Origin of the sequence: Paraburkholderia sp. J94 (assembly GCF_905220285.1) — a bacterium.
In the GTDB taxonomy this organism is placed as follows: Bacteria; Pseudomonadota; Gammaproteobacteria; order Burkholderiales; family Burkholderiaceae; genus Paraburkholderia; species Paraburkholderia tropica_A.
In genome coordinates, this window is sequence record NZ_CAJMZH010000001.1 from 269,353 (window position 1) to 282,699 (window position 13,347).

Consider the following 13,347-nt stretch of genomic DNA (forward strand, 5'->3'; position numbering starts at 1 on the left):
GGTGCACGGTGTTGGCGGCATGCGGCTAGTCCGGCTTGCGCACGTTGCGAAACGGCTGCGCGCCGGGCGTCACCGACGCGAGCCGCGCCACGGCCGCCGCCGCCGATTCATCGTTGCGCGCGCCGTCCTGCATGACGCCTGGCGCGGTTTGCGCGGCACGCGCGAGCGAGACGCGCGGCATCGCGAACGACACGGTGGTGCCCACGTTCAGTTCGCCGTCCGCCCACGCGCGTCCGCCGTGACGCTCGACGATGCGCTTGACGCTCGCAAGTCCGATGCCCGTGCCCTCGAATTCCTCGAAGCGATGCAGGCGCTGGAACACGCCGAACAGCTTGTCGACGTAGCGCGCGTCGAAGCCCACGCCATTGTCGCGCACGAACACGATATCGTGATCGGCGAGTTCGCCTTCGCCCGGCGCGCAGCCGATTTCGACGATCGCGCGCTCGTCGGCCTCTTCGCGATTGCGCGTGAACTTCACGGCGTTGTCGATCAGATTGCGCAGCACCACGTGTATGAGCACCGGATCGGCCGTGAGCGTGCAGAGCGTCGCCACGCGCCAGTCGATCGCACGCGCGGGATGCTCGCGCTGCTGATCGGCGATCAGTTCCTTGACGAGCCGGTTCAGATCGACGGCCTGCTTGTGCAGCGCCGCGCGTCCCATGTGCGAGAACGCGAGCAGGTCGTCGACGAGCTTGCCGCCGAAACGCGCCGACGCCGCGATGCGCTCGACGAAATGCTTTCCGCGCGTGGAGAGCGCGTCGGCTTCGGTGTGCGCGAGCAGATCGGCGAAACCGGCGATATGGCGCAGCGGCGCGCGCAGATCGTGCGAGACCGTGTACGAGAAGCCTTCGAGTTCTTCGTTCGCGCGGCCCAGTTCGAGCGCGAGTTGCGCGAGTTCCTCGGCGCGTCGCAACACAATGTCGAGCAGTGCGGCGCGGAATTCGCGCGCGATGTCGACTTCGGCGGCGCGCCACGGCAGCGCGCGTTCGCGCACGATTTCGGTCCAGACGTCGAAGCTTGCGCGCGGTGAAAGCGCGTGCGAGGCCGTGGCATTGTCCGCGTCCGTTGCGGATGGCGCGAGCTTCTCGCGCGGATCGCCGGCCCACTTCACAGCGCGCACGACCTCGGGGCGGAACCAGATCACGTAATTGCGAAAGAGCCGCGAGATCGAGACCGCGAGCATGCCGGCCGCGTCGTGATGGAACGCCGTGCCCGTGTCGCGCGCGAGTTGTTCGCTCGCATGCACGTCGCCGTGCTGGTTGTCGAGCCAGTTGAGGATCTGTTCGAGCTGCGTCTTGGCGGGCGTGACGCCGACCGTCACGATGCGCCCGTCGAACACGATGGCCGCGCCGCTCGCGCCCGTGAGGCCGAGCAGTTCGTGCGGCTCGGCGGCCAGCGCGCTCACGAAGTGCTCGCTGTTCGCCATGCTCGCGAGCAGGCGCGAGAGCCGGCGGCGCAGCGCGAGTCCGTACTCGGCCCGGGCGCCGTCCTCGCGCGCCTCGATCTGCAAGGAAAGCATCTGCGCGATGTGCTCACAGGCTGCGCGCACTTCGAACGCGGGCAGGCGCGCGCTCGCGTGATGGCACGAAATCAGGCCCCAGAGCTGGCCGCGCACGACGATCGACATCGACATCGACGAACCGGTGCCCATGTTCTTCATGTACTGCACGTGCACGGGCGAGACGCTGCGCAGCGAGGCCCACGTGAGATCGGTCGGGCGTCCCGTGGCGGGATGCAGCGGCGGCACGAGCGGCACGCTCGCATAGTCGGCGTCGGCGATCAGGCGAATGCGGTTGTGCACGTAGAGCGCGCGCGCCTGGGACGGAATGTCGGCGGCCGGAAAGCGCTGGTCGAGATACGAGGCGTAGCCGGGATCGAGCGCTTCGGCTATCACGTGACCGTTGCCCGCTTCGTCGAAGCCGTAGACGAGCGTGCGCCCGTAGCCGGTGATGCGCTTCACTTCGCTGGCGGCGAGGCGTGCGAGTGCTTCGACGCCGGGGCTCGTTTGCAGGCCGCGCAGGAAGGTGCGCACGAGCGGGTAGAGCGAGGAGAACACGTCGCCGGTGCCGAGCGCCGGTTCGAGTTCGACGATGGCGACGCCGTCGTGGCGGTGCGCGACCACGGCGAGCGGCGCGCGTTCGCCGCCGCGCGGATCGTCGATGGTGCCGACGAGTTGCGGCGTGCCGTCCGCGCCGGGCGCGGCCAGCGCCTCACGCGCGGCGTGCGCGATGGGTTCGCCGACGAGCCGCGCGAGCGGCGCGCCGAGCAGCGCGTCGGCGGTGGTGCCCGCGAGCGCGCCGCAATTGGCGCTGAGCTGCACGATGCGCCCCGCGTCGTCGAGGCTCGCGAGATAGCCGTGCGGCTGGATGCTGCCGGGAACGTGGATCGGTTCGCGTGCGCAATCGGTCTGCGGATTCACGCTCATGCGGTGAGGTCCTCTTCGAGCCGCTCGAACACGCGTCTGGTCGCGCCGCGCGCGTGCAGCGCGAACAGCAGCAGCGAGCGGCCCGTGACCTGATAGACGTCGCCGGCCTCGAATTCGGGGAGTTCATCGCGCACGGGCATGTTGGTGTCGATGAGACAGCTCCACTGGTCGTTGCCGGGCACCGAGGGCAGCGTGAAATCCACCACGTCGTGATAGGCGTTGAGCACGATGAGCATGGTCGCGTCGGAGGCGAGCCGCATGATGCCGCTCGTCTGCGAACGTCCATCGATCAGCATGCCGAAGCATCGCATCTGCGCATCGCTCCATTGTTCCGCCGTGAGCGGCACGCCCGCGGGCGAGAGCCATTCGACGTCGGTGACGCCGAGCGTTTCGTTGTGCTCGCCCGTGAGAAAGCGGTTGCGGCGCAGCACCGGCAGCGCGTGGCGCAGCGTGGTGAGCTTGCGCACGAATTCGGCGAGCGCGCGGCCTTCGTCGCCGATGCCGTCCCAGTCGACCCAGCTGATCGCGTTGTCCTGGCAATAGGCGTTGTTGTTGCCCTGCTGCGTGCGGCCGAATTCGTCGCCGGCCAGCAGCATCGGCGTGCCTTGCGACAGCAGCAGCGTGGCGAGGAAATTGCGTTTCTGGCGCTCGCGCAGCGCGCGGATTTCCGCGTCGTCGGTCGGGCCTTCCACGCCGCAATTCCACGAGAGATTGTCGCCGTGGCCGTCGCGGTTCTCTTCGCCGTTGGCCTCGTTGTGGCGCTCGTTGTACGAGACCAGATCGTGCAGCGTGAAGCCGTCGTGCGCGGTCACGAAGTTGACGCTCGACCACGGACGGCGGCCGCGCCGGTTGAACTTGTCGCCCGAAGCGGCGAGGCGCGTGGCGAGATCGGCGGCCTGGCCTTCGTCGCCTTTCCACCAGGCGCGCACGGTGTCGCGGAAGCGGTCGTTCCACTCGGCCCAGCCCGGCGGAAAGCCGCCCACCTGATAGCCGCCCGGGCCGCAGTCCCACGGCTCGGCGATCAGCTTCACGCTGGCGAGAATCGGGTCCTGGCGGCAACTGTCGAGAAAGCCGCCGCCTTCGTCGAAGCCATACGGTTCGCGCCCGAGAATGGTCGCGAGGTCGAAGCGAAAGCCGTCGACGCCCATTTCGAGCACCCAGTAGCGCAGGCTGTCCGTGACCATCTGCAGGACGCGCGGATGCGAGAGATTGAGCGTGTTGCCGGTGCCCGTGTCGTTGATGTGATAGCGCGGCTCGTCGGGCAGCAGGCGGTAGTACGAGGCGTTGTCGATGCCGCGAAACGACAGCGTCGGACCGAGTTCGCTGCCTTCGGCGGTGTGGTTGTAGACCACGTCGAGCAGCACTTCGAGCCCCGTCTGATGCAGGCGATCCACCATGTTCTTGAACTCGTCGATCGAGCCGTGCGCGCCGACCGAATAGCGCGGGTCGGGCGCGAAGAAGCCGATCGTGTTGTAGCCCCAGTAGTTCGTGAGGCCGCGTTCGAGCAGATGCGAGTCGTTCACGAAGGTGTGGATCGGCATCAGTTCGACCGAGGTCACGCCGAGTTCGCGGATGTGTTCGAGCACCTTCGGATGCGCGAGGCCCGCGAAGGTGCCGCGATCGTCTTCGGGCACGTCGGGGTGGCGGATCGTGTAGCCGCGCACGTGCGTTTCGTAGACGACCGCGCGTTCGCGCGGCACGCGCTCGCGCAGCGGATGGTGCCAGCTGAAGGTCTGATCGACGACGCGGCAGCGCGGCACGTAGCGCGCGCTGTCGCGCGTGTCGAAGGAGAGGTCGGCGTCGGGGTGATCGAGCGTGTAGCCGAACACGGACGGATGCCATTTGAGCGCGCCCACGTGCGCCTTCGCATAGGGATCGAGCAGCAGCTTGTGCGGATTGAAGCGATGGCCCGCCTGCGGTTCGTAGGGGCCGTGCACGCGGTAGCCGTAGATCGCGCCCGGCTGCAGGTCGGGGACGAAGACGTGCCAGACCTCGTCCGTGTATTCGGGCAGCACGATGCGTTCGATTTCGCGCAGGCCGGTGGCATCGAACAGGCAGAGTTCGACCCGGGTCGCGTTGGCGGAGAACAGTGCGAAGTTCACGCCGCGTCCGGTCCAGGTCGCGCCGAGCGGAAACGGCTGGCCTTCGGCGATGGCAGTGGCGGTCTTCTTGCTCATGGGCTCTCGTGGAGGGGCGCGGGCGGGGGCGCGGGAGGGGCGCAGTGAGGGAAGCAAGGTCCGGGCCCAGGTGGACAAGGCCGCGTGGCGCGTGTGGGCGGGGAGTTCGGCGCAGTGTTTGCGCGTGTGTGGCCCCGCTTTGTGTAAGTTTGGCCGGGTGGCTGTGAAGTTTTCACCCGGTTTTTCCGGGCGCGTGCGAGGCGGCGCTCGCCTTACTTCACGGTCTGGATGACGTCGAAGCCTTCGAATTCCGGGTGGCTCAGGTACAGGGGGCGGCTCTCGCCTGCATTGCCCGCGTTGCGGTGCGCGGCGCGGAAGGCGTCCGAGCGGGTCCAGGCTTCGAACGCTGCGTGGTTCGCCCAGATCGTGTGGCTCGCGTAGAGCGTGTGGTCGTCGCGTTGCGGGCCTTTGAGCAGATGGAACTCGATGAAGCCCGGGACGGTTTTCAGATGCGTGTCGCGGTTTTTCCAGACTTCTTCAAAGGCGGATTCGGAACCGGGCGCGACTTTGAAGCGGTTCATGGCGATGTACATGAGGCGGGCTCCTCGGTTTTGGGTTGGGTGTGCCTTTTCGATTATAGGGTTGTGAGGAGGCGGGGCGCTGTTGCATGACCGTGCCTGTTTTTCCCTGCAGCGACAGAGAAAAACAGGCACATCGGATACTGACGATCGAAATCCCGCGCGGAATCTCAGATGACGATGTTTACGCCGCGTCGGCCTGCTCGCGCATACGACGCGCTTCGTCGCGCAGGAACTGCTGGTAATCGTCGAGATCGCCGTCGAAGGGTTCGACGCCGCCCTTGGTGACCAGCCAGAATTCGTCGCAGACGGCGCGAAGCAGGGCCCGGTCGTGACTGACCAGCATGACCGTGCCTTCGAATTCGTTGAGCGCCATGGCGAGCGCTTCGCGCGTGGCCAGGTCGAGGTGGTTGGTCGGCTCGTCGAGCAGCAGCAGGTTGGGGCGCTGCCACACGATCATGCACAACACGAGGCGCGCCTTTTCGCCGCCGCTCATCGTGTGCACCGCCTGATGGACTGTGTCGCCGCTGAAATTGAACGTGCCGAGGAAGGTGCGCAGCGATTGTTCGGTGCCGCTCTGGCCGGGCGCGCGCATGTGCGGCGGCGTGTCCCGGGCGAGGCGGATCATGTGTTCCATCGGCGTGTCTTGCGGTCGCAGCACGTCCAGCTCCTGCTGCGCGAAATAGCCGATGTTCAGGCCCTTGCCTTCGCTGATTTCGCCGGTAATCGGCGTCAGCGCGTGCGCGATCGTCTTCACCAGCGTGGACTTGCCCTGACCGTTGGCGCCGAGAATGCCGATGCGCTGGCCGGCCAGCACGGAACGATTGATGCCCTGCACGATGACCGTGGGCGGCGTGCCCGGCACGGCGTCGTCCGGCGCGGGATAACCGAAGCTCGCGTCCAGCATCGAGAGCAGCGGGTTCGGCACGTTGAGCGGTTCCTTGAACTCGAAGGTGAACTCCGCTTCCGCCAGCACCGGCGCGATCTTCTCCATGCGTTCGAGCGCCTTGACGCGGCTCTGCGCCTGCTTCGCCTTCGAGGCCTTGGCCTTGAAACGGTCGATGAACTTCTGCAGATGGGCGATCTTGTCCGCCTGTCTGGCGAGCGCGGCCTGCTGCAACTCGAGCTGCTCGGCGCGCATGTCTTCGAACTTGCTGTAGTTGCCGCCGTAGCGCACGAGCTTGGCGTTATCGACGTGCACCGTCACCTGCGTCACCGCATCGAGGAATTCGCGGTCATGGCTGATCACGACCAGGGTGCCCTGATAGCGCTTGAGCCACGCTTCGAGCCAGACCAGCGCGTCGAGGTCCAGGTGGTTGGTCGGTTCGTCGAGCAGCAACAGATCGGACGGGCACATCAGCGCGCGCGCGAGCTGGAGTCGCATGCGCCAGCCGCCGGAGAAGCTGTTGACCGGCTGATCGAGCTGCGCGGCGGTAAAGCCGAGTCCGAGGATCAGCGCCTGGGCACGCGCGGGGGCGTCGTGCGCGCCGGCGTCGTGCAGGGCCATGTAGGCGTGCGCCATGCGCATGCCGTCGTCGCTGGCCTCGGCGGCGGCGACTTCGGCCTGGGCAGCCAGCAGGGCCGTGTCACCCTCGACCACGAAGTCGGTCGCGCCCTGCTCGGTCTCCGGCATGTCCTGCGCGACCTGGCCCATTCGCCAGGCAGCGGGAATCGAGAATTCGCCGCTGTCTTCGTGCAGCGTGCCGTTGAGAAGGGCAAAGAAGGACGACTTGCCGGCGCCGTTGCGGCCGACAAGACCGATCTTTTCGCCTGGGGTGAAGGTGACGGACGCGCTGTCGAGCACGACCTTGACGCCGCGGCGCAGCGTGACATTACGGACGGAAATCATAAGAAGCTACTTCGGAGAGGAATGGCATGATAGCCGACCAGGCGTGCGGGGCCGTCTTTTTTGCGTCGTCCGCGTTGTGCGGCGCCCAGCCGGCTGAGCTTATTCCTCAGTCCAAAGCCAGATAGCCTGGCGTTTGCGGCCGATACGCGGCCTCATCCCACTCTGCTTCCACGACGGAAGCGAAATCGGTGGTCTGGAGCGCCGCGGTGTCCGCACCGGCAATCGGGCGTTTGCGCATGGCCTGGCTCAGGATGTGAGCCGTGTGCCGGTAAAAGAGTTCGAGTTGCCGCGCATCCGATGCATGAGGCGCCAGGCCGAAAACGGCCTCGAGCGCCCGGCGTGGGAGATGAAAACGCTGAAGTCCGCGAATCACGCGAACCTGAAACACGACCCCGTCACTGTTGTGAGGGATTGCAGCCCAAACCAGCGCACTGCCCATAACTTGCCCCCATTTGGCTACAAACCTGATTCAATGTTCGTTGCCCAATGATGGCGCTCTAAAAATCCATTTCAAAAATGCGCGCGACGGATTTTGCATTTTCACCACACGCGGGGTGAAATTTGATTGGCGCTTAGGCGATTGCGCTCGCCTGGGCGCTAATCACGGGCCACGGGGACGCGGCTTTATCCGCGCGTGTCGACCCAGTGGCGTGCCCAGCGTGTCGAATGCTCCAGCGCCTGTTCTTCAGTCGCGAAGTAGTCGAGCGAATAGAACCGGTAGCTGGTTTCGGCTTGCGCGCTGTTGGTGCGCTCGAGCAGCAGATTGGAGGAAAAGCAGCCGTCGGGCAAACGATGTGCGGACGGTTGGACGGCATAGCCGTTGTATTGATGAATGTGTTTGTCTTGCATTTTAATTTTATTGATGTCCGAACGCGCGTGTGCCGTGAGAACGTGCACAGGCGAGCTGATTCAAGCCATTGCGAGCCGAATCTGAAGCAGTCGGAAAGCTAAAAAGGCGTAGTCGCCGAAGGGGAGAATGAGGTGCAACGAGGCGTGTGGCGTCGAACAAGCTGCCGGATATAAGGGGCAGCCAGATGCGATCGCGCCAACTTGGGGAGACTGTGCTCCGCGAGGGTGTCGCTGCAACCCGGCGTCCGTGTCGGACGCCGGGTCCTTCAAACTTTAGATCGGCTTGATGTTCGCCGCTTGCAGGCCCTTCGGACCTTGCTTGGTTTCGAAGCTCACTTTCTGGTTTTCAGCGAGCGTCTTGAAGCCGTCGGTCTTGATCTCGGAGAAGTGCGCGAAGAGATCGTCGCCACCCTTGTCCGGGGTGATGAAGCCAAAGCCCTTGCTGTCGTTGAACCACTTAACGGTACCGGTTTCCATGAAATTACCCTTGAGGAAAAAATACGAAGATTCACTCTTTTAAAGAGAGCGTGTGCGAAGCGACAAGGAGGGAATGGACCACGAATACCGCTGGGAAGCGAGCAATTGATGAACAGCAATCGAACTTCTTGACCTTCGACCGCCACACTAACCGTGCGGGTGGGTCGGCGTCAAGATTTGATTTGTAACTGTTTTGTTATGCAGGTGCTGAATGGCGGGTTTGGTGGCGGGGAATGTGGCCCTGATTGGCTGCGCGGTTCATTGCGTGTGGGGCGCGCTGTGGGGCATTGGCGTTTCTTTTCGCCTGGACTTTTGCGGGTTGCATAGATTCGACGCCCTCTGATTTGTCGTAGTCGTCGCTTTGACGGATTTTGGCAAATCAGGTCGCTGCCCAGTGATAGACAGACGATTCCTTCATGTTGGAGCGAGACCCCATGAGCGCTCAGGAATTGTCGGTCTTTACGCCGAACGGCGGTGAATGGCGGCAACAGGCCGGAGATGTCTGGTACGTGAACCGTCAGTCGGGCAATGCTCCCGGCGTCGCGCGCGACGCGCAATATCTTCTGACCGATGAGCAGTTCGAAGTCACCGAAATTCCGGCCGCAATGTCGAAAATGGGCTGGCACAAGTCGGCGGCCTTGCTCAGAAAATGGTTTGCTTACGCGCCGAAGAATCAGGCTGGGAATCCCTTTCAAAAAGCGCATGGTATCAATAGCGATTGGCGCACCGGTGCGTATCCCGGCGATCGGATCGACACGGATACGGTCAAGCTCGATTGGGTGCTGTCCTTTCCTCGCGCGAAAGCCGCATTCGCCAAATTGCAGAAGTCGAGGTATTTGCAGACCGGGACATCGGATGCGCTGGTCAAGGCGGTCTATCCCTATCGGGATCGCTCACGTCTCGACGCGCTAGAGTTGACTGGCGGCAGCGTCAGCGCGTTACACAACAGGTTTCAGTTTCAACTGTTCAGAGTCGACACGTCCGCGCTTGAAAAAGCCGAGCAATTCTTTGGCGCCATCCTTCATCACGGCAAGCCCGACGATCTCGCCGGCGCATTAGGCGGCTTCGCAATCTATGCGGCCGTTGCCGAGGCCCGCTTCAAACCAACTATGATCGGTAGCATCGACGTCGAAGTCACCAAAATCGCGCTGTACGTCAAAAATCCCTATTCCTATTTCGACGATGCGAGTCAGGGTGGGTCGCAATATCTCGGGCATTGGAACAAGGACGGGATCTGTCTCGTTCCCGAAGGTTATGTCGCGCAGCGGGCAAACTGGGGAAACTGGAGCAACTATGTCATCAAGCCCGAAGGTCCATTCGGGCGCACGTTCTGGCCTGTTCACAATAGCGATTTCCGTCGCTGGCAGGACACGCACAATGCGGGCGGCGATATGGTTTTATTCTCCGATTTTCAGGTCGTGAAAATCGATCCCATCAAGTTCCGGGTGAAGAAATGACGGCGCGTAATCCGGTCCGCCGTGTCGTGTTTTTCATCGTCTTCGTGCTTGTGGCGTTCAGCGTCATGCAATACGTTTTCGATGCACGAGCGCGTGCAGTCGCACGCGAATGCCAAAGCGTGATTTCAAAGAGCGGGTCATATCGCGCCGAATCCTGTGTCACAGGCGGCGACGGCAACGTGCTCATTTATGTTGGGAGACTGTACGACGTCCGCAGCGGAGAACTGCTCGCGCGAACCGACTTCGATTCGCTGGACGGTGGTTTGCCTGAATTCATGCCCGACGAAAGCGCCGTGCTGTTCAGGCGAGGAGAAGGCAATGGTTCAGGGGCCGGCGTAATCGCGATTCCGCCGAACTGGCTTGAGCGGTTACGCGCAAAAATCCCCTGAACTCGAACACATCCGAAACTGAGGCAAAAGGGTAGAAGGCTGGCGTCGATCACCACCATCACAATCGACACCAGCCAACACGACTCAGCCCTTACCGCTTCGCCTCAATACCCATCTGCGCCCGAACGCGCTTCACATCATCCGCGCTGACCGCGCTCGCATGATTGCCCCACGCCGAACGCACGAAGGTCGCGAGTTGCGCGATTTCGTCGTCGTCGTAGCGCCATGCGAACGGCGGCATCGCCAGCGGGGCCGGAGCCGATGCCGTCGACGGCAGGCGCGAGCCCGCGAGGATCACCGCGATCAGCGAGTCGGGATGCTCGGCGAGCACCGACGGGTTACCCGCGAGCGACGGGAACACGCGTGCCGCGCCTTCACCGTTCTGGCGGTGGCACGCCGCGCAGCTATCGATGTAGATGCGCGAACCGATGTCGTTCGCATGGCCCGTCATGATCGCCGTGAGCGTCGCGTCGTCGGCCTTGTACGCGGGCGCGGAAGCGTCCGTCGAAGCCGGCGTCAGGCTCTTGAGGTACACCGCGATCGCGTGCAGGTCGGCATCGGTCAGATGCTGCGTGCTGTGCTCGACCACTTCGCCCATCGGGCCCGTGACGGCCGAATGCGCGTTGCGGCCCGTCTTCAGCAGCGCCACGATGTCCTCTTCCTTCCAGTCGCCGAGGCCCGCGCCCTTGTCGCCGCGCAGATTGACCGGCGCGCTGCCGTCGATCTTCGCGCCGCTCAGGTAGCGCGCGCCCAGCCCGCTCAGGTCCACTTCCTGGAAGCCCACGCCGCGCGGCGTGTGGCAGGTGCCGCAGTGCGCGAGGCCTTGCACGAGGTACGCGCCGCGATTCCATTCGACGCTGTGCGCGTCGTCGGACTTGAAGCGCGTGTCGTCGTGGAAGACGCGGTTCCAGTACGCGAGCGGCCAGCGCGCGTTCAGCGGCCACGGAATGTCCGAGGGCGTGTTCGGCTGCGGCGAGGCGGCGACCTGGTTCGTGAAGTACGCGTACAGGTCCTTCAGGTCCGTGTCGCTGACCTTTGCATACGACGTGTACGGCATCGCCGGATACAGATGGCGGCCCTTCGGCGTCACGCCTTCGCGCATCGCCAGCACGAAGTCGTCGAAGCTCCAGTCGCCGATGCCGTGTTCCTTATCGGGCGTGATGTTGGTCGAATACACGGCGCCCAGCGGCGTCGCGAGCGGCACGCCGCCCGCGAACGGCGCGCCGCCCTTGGCGGTGTGGCAGGCCATGCAGTCGCCCGCGCGGGCGAGGTATTCGCCGCGTGCGGCGTTGCCCGGCGTGGCGAGCGCCTGCGGGTCGATGGTCACGGTGGGCTTCGAGTGGCTGCCGGCCCACAGGCCGCCCACGACCACCACGACCGCGACGAGTGCTACAGAAAGTTTGCGCATGTCGTGTGGCTCCTCAAACCTGGACCATCGGGCCGGGGTTCTTCAAATAACGCTCGCGGATATTCGCGGCGGCCCAGTACGCCAGACCGCCGACGAGGCCGGTCGGGTTGTAGCCGATGCCGTGCGCGAACACGCTCGCGCCCAGCACGAACACGTTCGACACGTCCCAGCTTTGCAGGTACTTGTTGACCACCGAGGTCTTCGGGTCGGCGCCCATCGACGTGCCGCCGTTGACGTGCGTGCTCTGATACGCGCGGGTATCCCAGTGCGCGCCCGGCTTCAGGATGCGGCCCGAGATGCTCTTCGGGTTCATCTGCCTGCCGATCTCCATCATCTTGCCGGCCACGTATTCCGAGGCGCGCAGGTCGTTGTCCTGCCAGTCGAGCGTGATGCGCAGCAGCGGTTCGCCGTAAGCGTCCTTGTAGGTCGGATCGAGGTCGGCGAAGCAGCCGCGATACGCCATGTTGCTGATCTGCGATTCGATACGGCCCGTGTGCAGGAAGTTATCCGCCACGGCCTGTTTCCATTCGCCGCCCCACTTGGGCGTGCCCTTTGGCAGCGGAATGCCGCGCACCGGACCGTTGCCGGTCTGACGACCCCAGATGATGCCGCCGCCGATGAAGCCGAGCGAGCCGTGATCGAAGTTGTCCGCGTTGAACTCTTCGATGGCCTGGCCGCCGCCGCCCGCGCCCATGAACTGGTTGATGTAGACGTCCTTGTCCCAGAACATGTTGACGCTGTTGAGCACCTGGTAGCAGAAGTTGCGGCCCACGGTGCCTTCGCCGGTATCGACGTTGTACGGCGTGCCGATCTTCGACGACAGCATCAGGCGGATGTTGTGCAGCTGGAACGCACCGAGCACGACCATGTTGGCCGGCTGGAATACTTCGTTGCCCTGAGCATCGATATAGGTGACGCCCGTGGCCTGCTTGCCGTCCTTGTCGAGTTCGACGCGCAGCACGTGCGAATTCACGCGCAGTTCGAAATTGGGCTTGCGCAGCAGCGCCGGAATGATCGCGGTTTGCGGCGAGGCCTTCGAGTAGTTCAGGCAGCCATAGTCGCTGCAGAAGCCGCAGAAGTTGCACGGGCCGAGCTGGCAGCCGTACTCGTTCGTGTACGCGCCCGAAGCGTTGCCCGCGGGCAGCGCGAACGGCTTGTAGCCGAGTTCGCGCGCGGCCTTGGCGAACAGGCGTCCGGTCGGATGATCGGGCAGCGGCGGCAGCGGGAATTCACGCGAGCGATACGCTTCGAACGGATTGCCGCCTTCCTGCGGCTTGCCCTTGATGTTGCCGGCGCGGCCCGAGGTGCCGCACACATATTCCCAGCGGTCGAAGTGCGGTTCGAGTTCGTCGTAGGTCACGCCCCAGTCTTGCAGCTGCATGCCTTCGGGGATGAACTTCTCGCCGTAGCGTTCCTTCACGCGGCTATAGAGACGCAGTTCTTCCGCCGTCACGCGCGACTGCACGCCGGACCAGTGCGTGCCCGCGCCGCCGACGCCTTCGCCCGGCTTGAACGAGCCGATCTGACGATAGGGCAGGGCCGTATCGTTCTTCGTGTGACGCGTGGTGACGGTGGTCTTCGCGAGATTCTGCAGCAGCGCATTGCGCGCCGAATACTTGATTTCGTCGACGATCTGCGGATACGCGAAATTCGGAATCGTGTCGCGGCCGTCGCCGCGTTCGAGCGCGACCACATCGAGGCCCGCGCTGCACAACTCCATCGCCATGATCGAGCCGGTCCAGCCGAAGCCGACGATCACGGCATCCACGGCCTTCTTTTTCACTGTTGCCATATTCTT

Annotated in this window: 11 protein-coding genes; 2 read left to right on the forward strand and 9 right to left on the reverse strand. The window is 64.3% G+C overall.

Going from position 1 to position 13,347, the window contains the following annotated elements:
- Positions 1-25: 25 nt before the first annotated feature.
- The 7 genes from U4Y88_RS01205 to U4Y88_RS01235 all read right to left on the reverse strand — a co-directional run bounded on the left by U4Y88_RS01205 (position 26) and on the right by U4Y88_RS01235 (position 8,295).
- A complete protein-coding gene (locus tag U4Y88_RS01205; protein WP_321781665.1) occupies positions 26-2,425 on the reverse strand; it encodes an ATP-binding protein in 2,400 nt (799 codons plus the stop codon).
- Positions 2,422-4,602, reverse strand: coding sequence for a glycogen debranching protein GlgX (gene glgX, locus U4Y88_RS01210; RefSeq protein ID WP_321781667.1), 2,181 nt, complete (start codon positions 4,600-4,602; stop codon positions 2,422-2,424). The genes U4Y88_RS01205 and glgX overlap by 4 nt, the downstream gene beginning before the upstream one ends.
- A gap of 212 nt (positions 4,603-4,814) precedes the next feature.
- Entirely contained in the window at positions 4,815-5,135 is a 321-nt protein-coding gene (locus U4Y88_RS01215; protein ID WP_224005461.1) for an antibiotic biosynthesis monooxygenase family protein, read from the reverse strand.
- Between the two features lie 169 nt (positions 5,136-5,304).
- A complete protein-coding gene (locus tag U4Y88_RS01220) occupies positions 5,305-6,969 on the reverse strand; it encodes an ABC-F family ATP-binding cassette domain-containing protein (RefSeq protein ID WP_224005464.1) in 1,665 nt (554 codons plus the stop codon).
- A gap of 106 nt (positions 6,970-7,075) precedes the next feature.
- Positions 7,076-7,408, reverse strand: a complete 333-nt coding sequence (locus U4Y88_RS01225; RefSeq protein WP_321781669.1) for a hypothetical protein — start codon at positions 7,406-7,408, stop codon at positions 7,076-7,078.
- Positions 7,409-7,593: 185 nt separating this feature from the next.
- On the reverse strand, positions 7,594-7,818 hold the full coding sequence (locus U4Y88_RS01230) for a hypothetical protein (RefSeq protein WP_224005470.1): 225 nt from the start codon (positions 7,816-7,818) through the stop codon (positions 7,594-7,596).
- A gap of 273 nt (positions 7,819-8,091) precedes the next feature.
- The gene (locus U4Y88_RS01235; protein ID WP_224005473.1) at positions 8,092-8,295 is read right to left on the reverse strand and encodes a cold-shock protein; all 204 of its coding nucleotides are present in this window, start codon (positions 8,293-8,295) and stop codon (positions 8,092-8,094) included.
- Positions 8,296-8,729: 434 nt separating this feature from the next.
- On the opposite strand from U4Y88_RS01235, the gene U4Y88_RS01240 reads away from it, so the two are divergent.
- Both U4Y88_RS01240 and U4Y88_RS01245 read left to right on the forward strand, forming a co-directional pair.
- Positions 8,730-9,752 (forward strand): DUF6402 family protein, encoded by a 1,023-nt coding sequence (locus U4Y88_RS01240; RefSeq protein WP_321781671.1) that lies wholly within the window; start codon positions 8,730-8,732, stop codon positions 9,750-9,752.
- Positions 9,749-10,141 carry a hypothetical protein gene (locus U4Y88_RS01245; RefSeq protein ID WP_321781673.1) on the forward strand — a complete coding sequence of 131 codons (393 nt, stop codon included), beginning with the start codon at positions 9,749-9,751 and terminating at the stop codon, positions 10,139-10,141. The genes U4Y88_RS01240 and U4Y88_RS01245 overlap by 4 nt, the downstream gene beginning before the upstream one ends.
- 91 nt (positions 10,142-10,232) lie before the next feature.
- Here the strand turns inward: U4Y88_RS01245 and U4Y88_RS01250 are convergent, their stop codons facing one another.
- Both U4Y88_RS01250 and U4Y88_RS01255 read right to left on the reverse strand, forming a co-directional pair.
- Positions 10,233-11,549, reverse strand: coding sequence for a cytochrome c (locus U4Y88_RS01250; RefSeq protein ID WP_321781675.1), 1,317 nt, complete (start codon positions 11,547-11,549; stop codon positions 10,233-10,235).
- Between the two features lie 13 nt (positions 11,550-11,562).
- Positions 11,563-13,341 (reverse strand): GMC family oxidoreductase, encoded by a 1,779-nt coding sequence (locus U4Y88_RS01255; RefSeq protein ID WP_224005479.1) that lies wholly within the window; start codon positions 13,339-13,341, stop codon positions 11,563-11,565.
- Between the last annotated feature and the right edge of the window lie 6 nt (positions 13,342-13,347).

Excerpts from the sequence above, each read along its gene's own strand:
- U4Y88_RS01205 (WP_321781665.1), bottom strand. The coding sequence starts at position 2,425 with ATGAGCGTGAATCCGCAGACCGATTGCGCACGCGAACCGATCCACGTT.
- U4Y88_RS01225 (WP_321781669.1), bottom strand. The coding sequence starts at position 7,408 with ATGGGCAGTGCGCTGGTTTGGGCTGCAATCCCTCACAACAGTGACGGG.
- U4Y88_RS01255 (WP_224005479.1), bottom strand. The coding sequence starts at position 13,341 with ATGGCAACAGTGAAAAAGAAGGCCGTGGATGCCGTGATCGTCGGCTTC.
- U4Y88_RS01250 (WP_321781675.1), bottom strand. The coding sequence starts at position 11,549 with ATGCGCAAACTTTCTGTAGCACTCGTCGCGGTCGTGGTGGTCGTGGGC.
- glgX (WP_321781667.1), bottom strand. The coding sequence starts at position 4,602 with ATGAGCAAGAAGACCGCCACTGCCATCGCCGAAGGCCAGCCGTTTCCG.
- U4Y88_RS01215 (WP_224005461.1), bottom strand. The coding sequence starts at position 5,135 with ATGTACATCGCCATGAACCGCTTCAAAGTCGCGCCCGGTTCCGAATCC.
- U4Y88_RS01230 (WP_224005470.1), bottom strand. The coding sequence starts at position 7,818 with ATGCAAGACAAACACATTCATCAATACAACGGCTATGCCGTCCAACCG.
- U4Y88_RS01245 (WP_321781673.1), top strand. The coding sequence starts at position 9,749 with ATGACGGCGCGTAATCCGGTCCGCCGTGTCGTGTTTTTCATCGTCTTC.
- U4Y88_RS01235 (WP_224005473.1), bottom strand. The coding sequence starts at position 8,295 with ATGGAAACCGGTACCGTTAAGTGGTTCAACGACAGCAAGGGCTTTGGC.
- U4Y88_RS01220 (WP_224005464.1), bottom strand. The coding sequence starts at position 6,969 with ATGATTTCCGTCCGTAATGTCACGCTGCGCCGCGGCGTCAAGGTCGTG.
- U4Y88_RS01240 (WP_321781671.1), top strand. The coding sequence starts at position 8,730 with ATGAGCGCTCAGGAATTGTCGGTCTTTACGCCGAACGGCGGTGAATGG.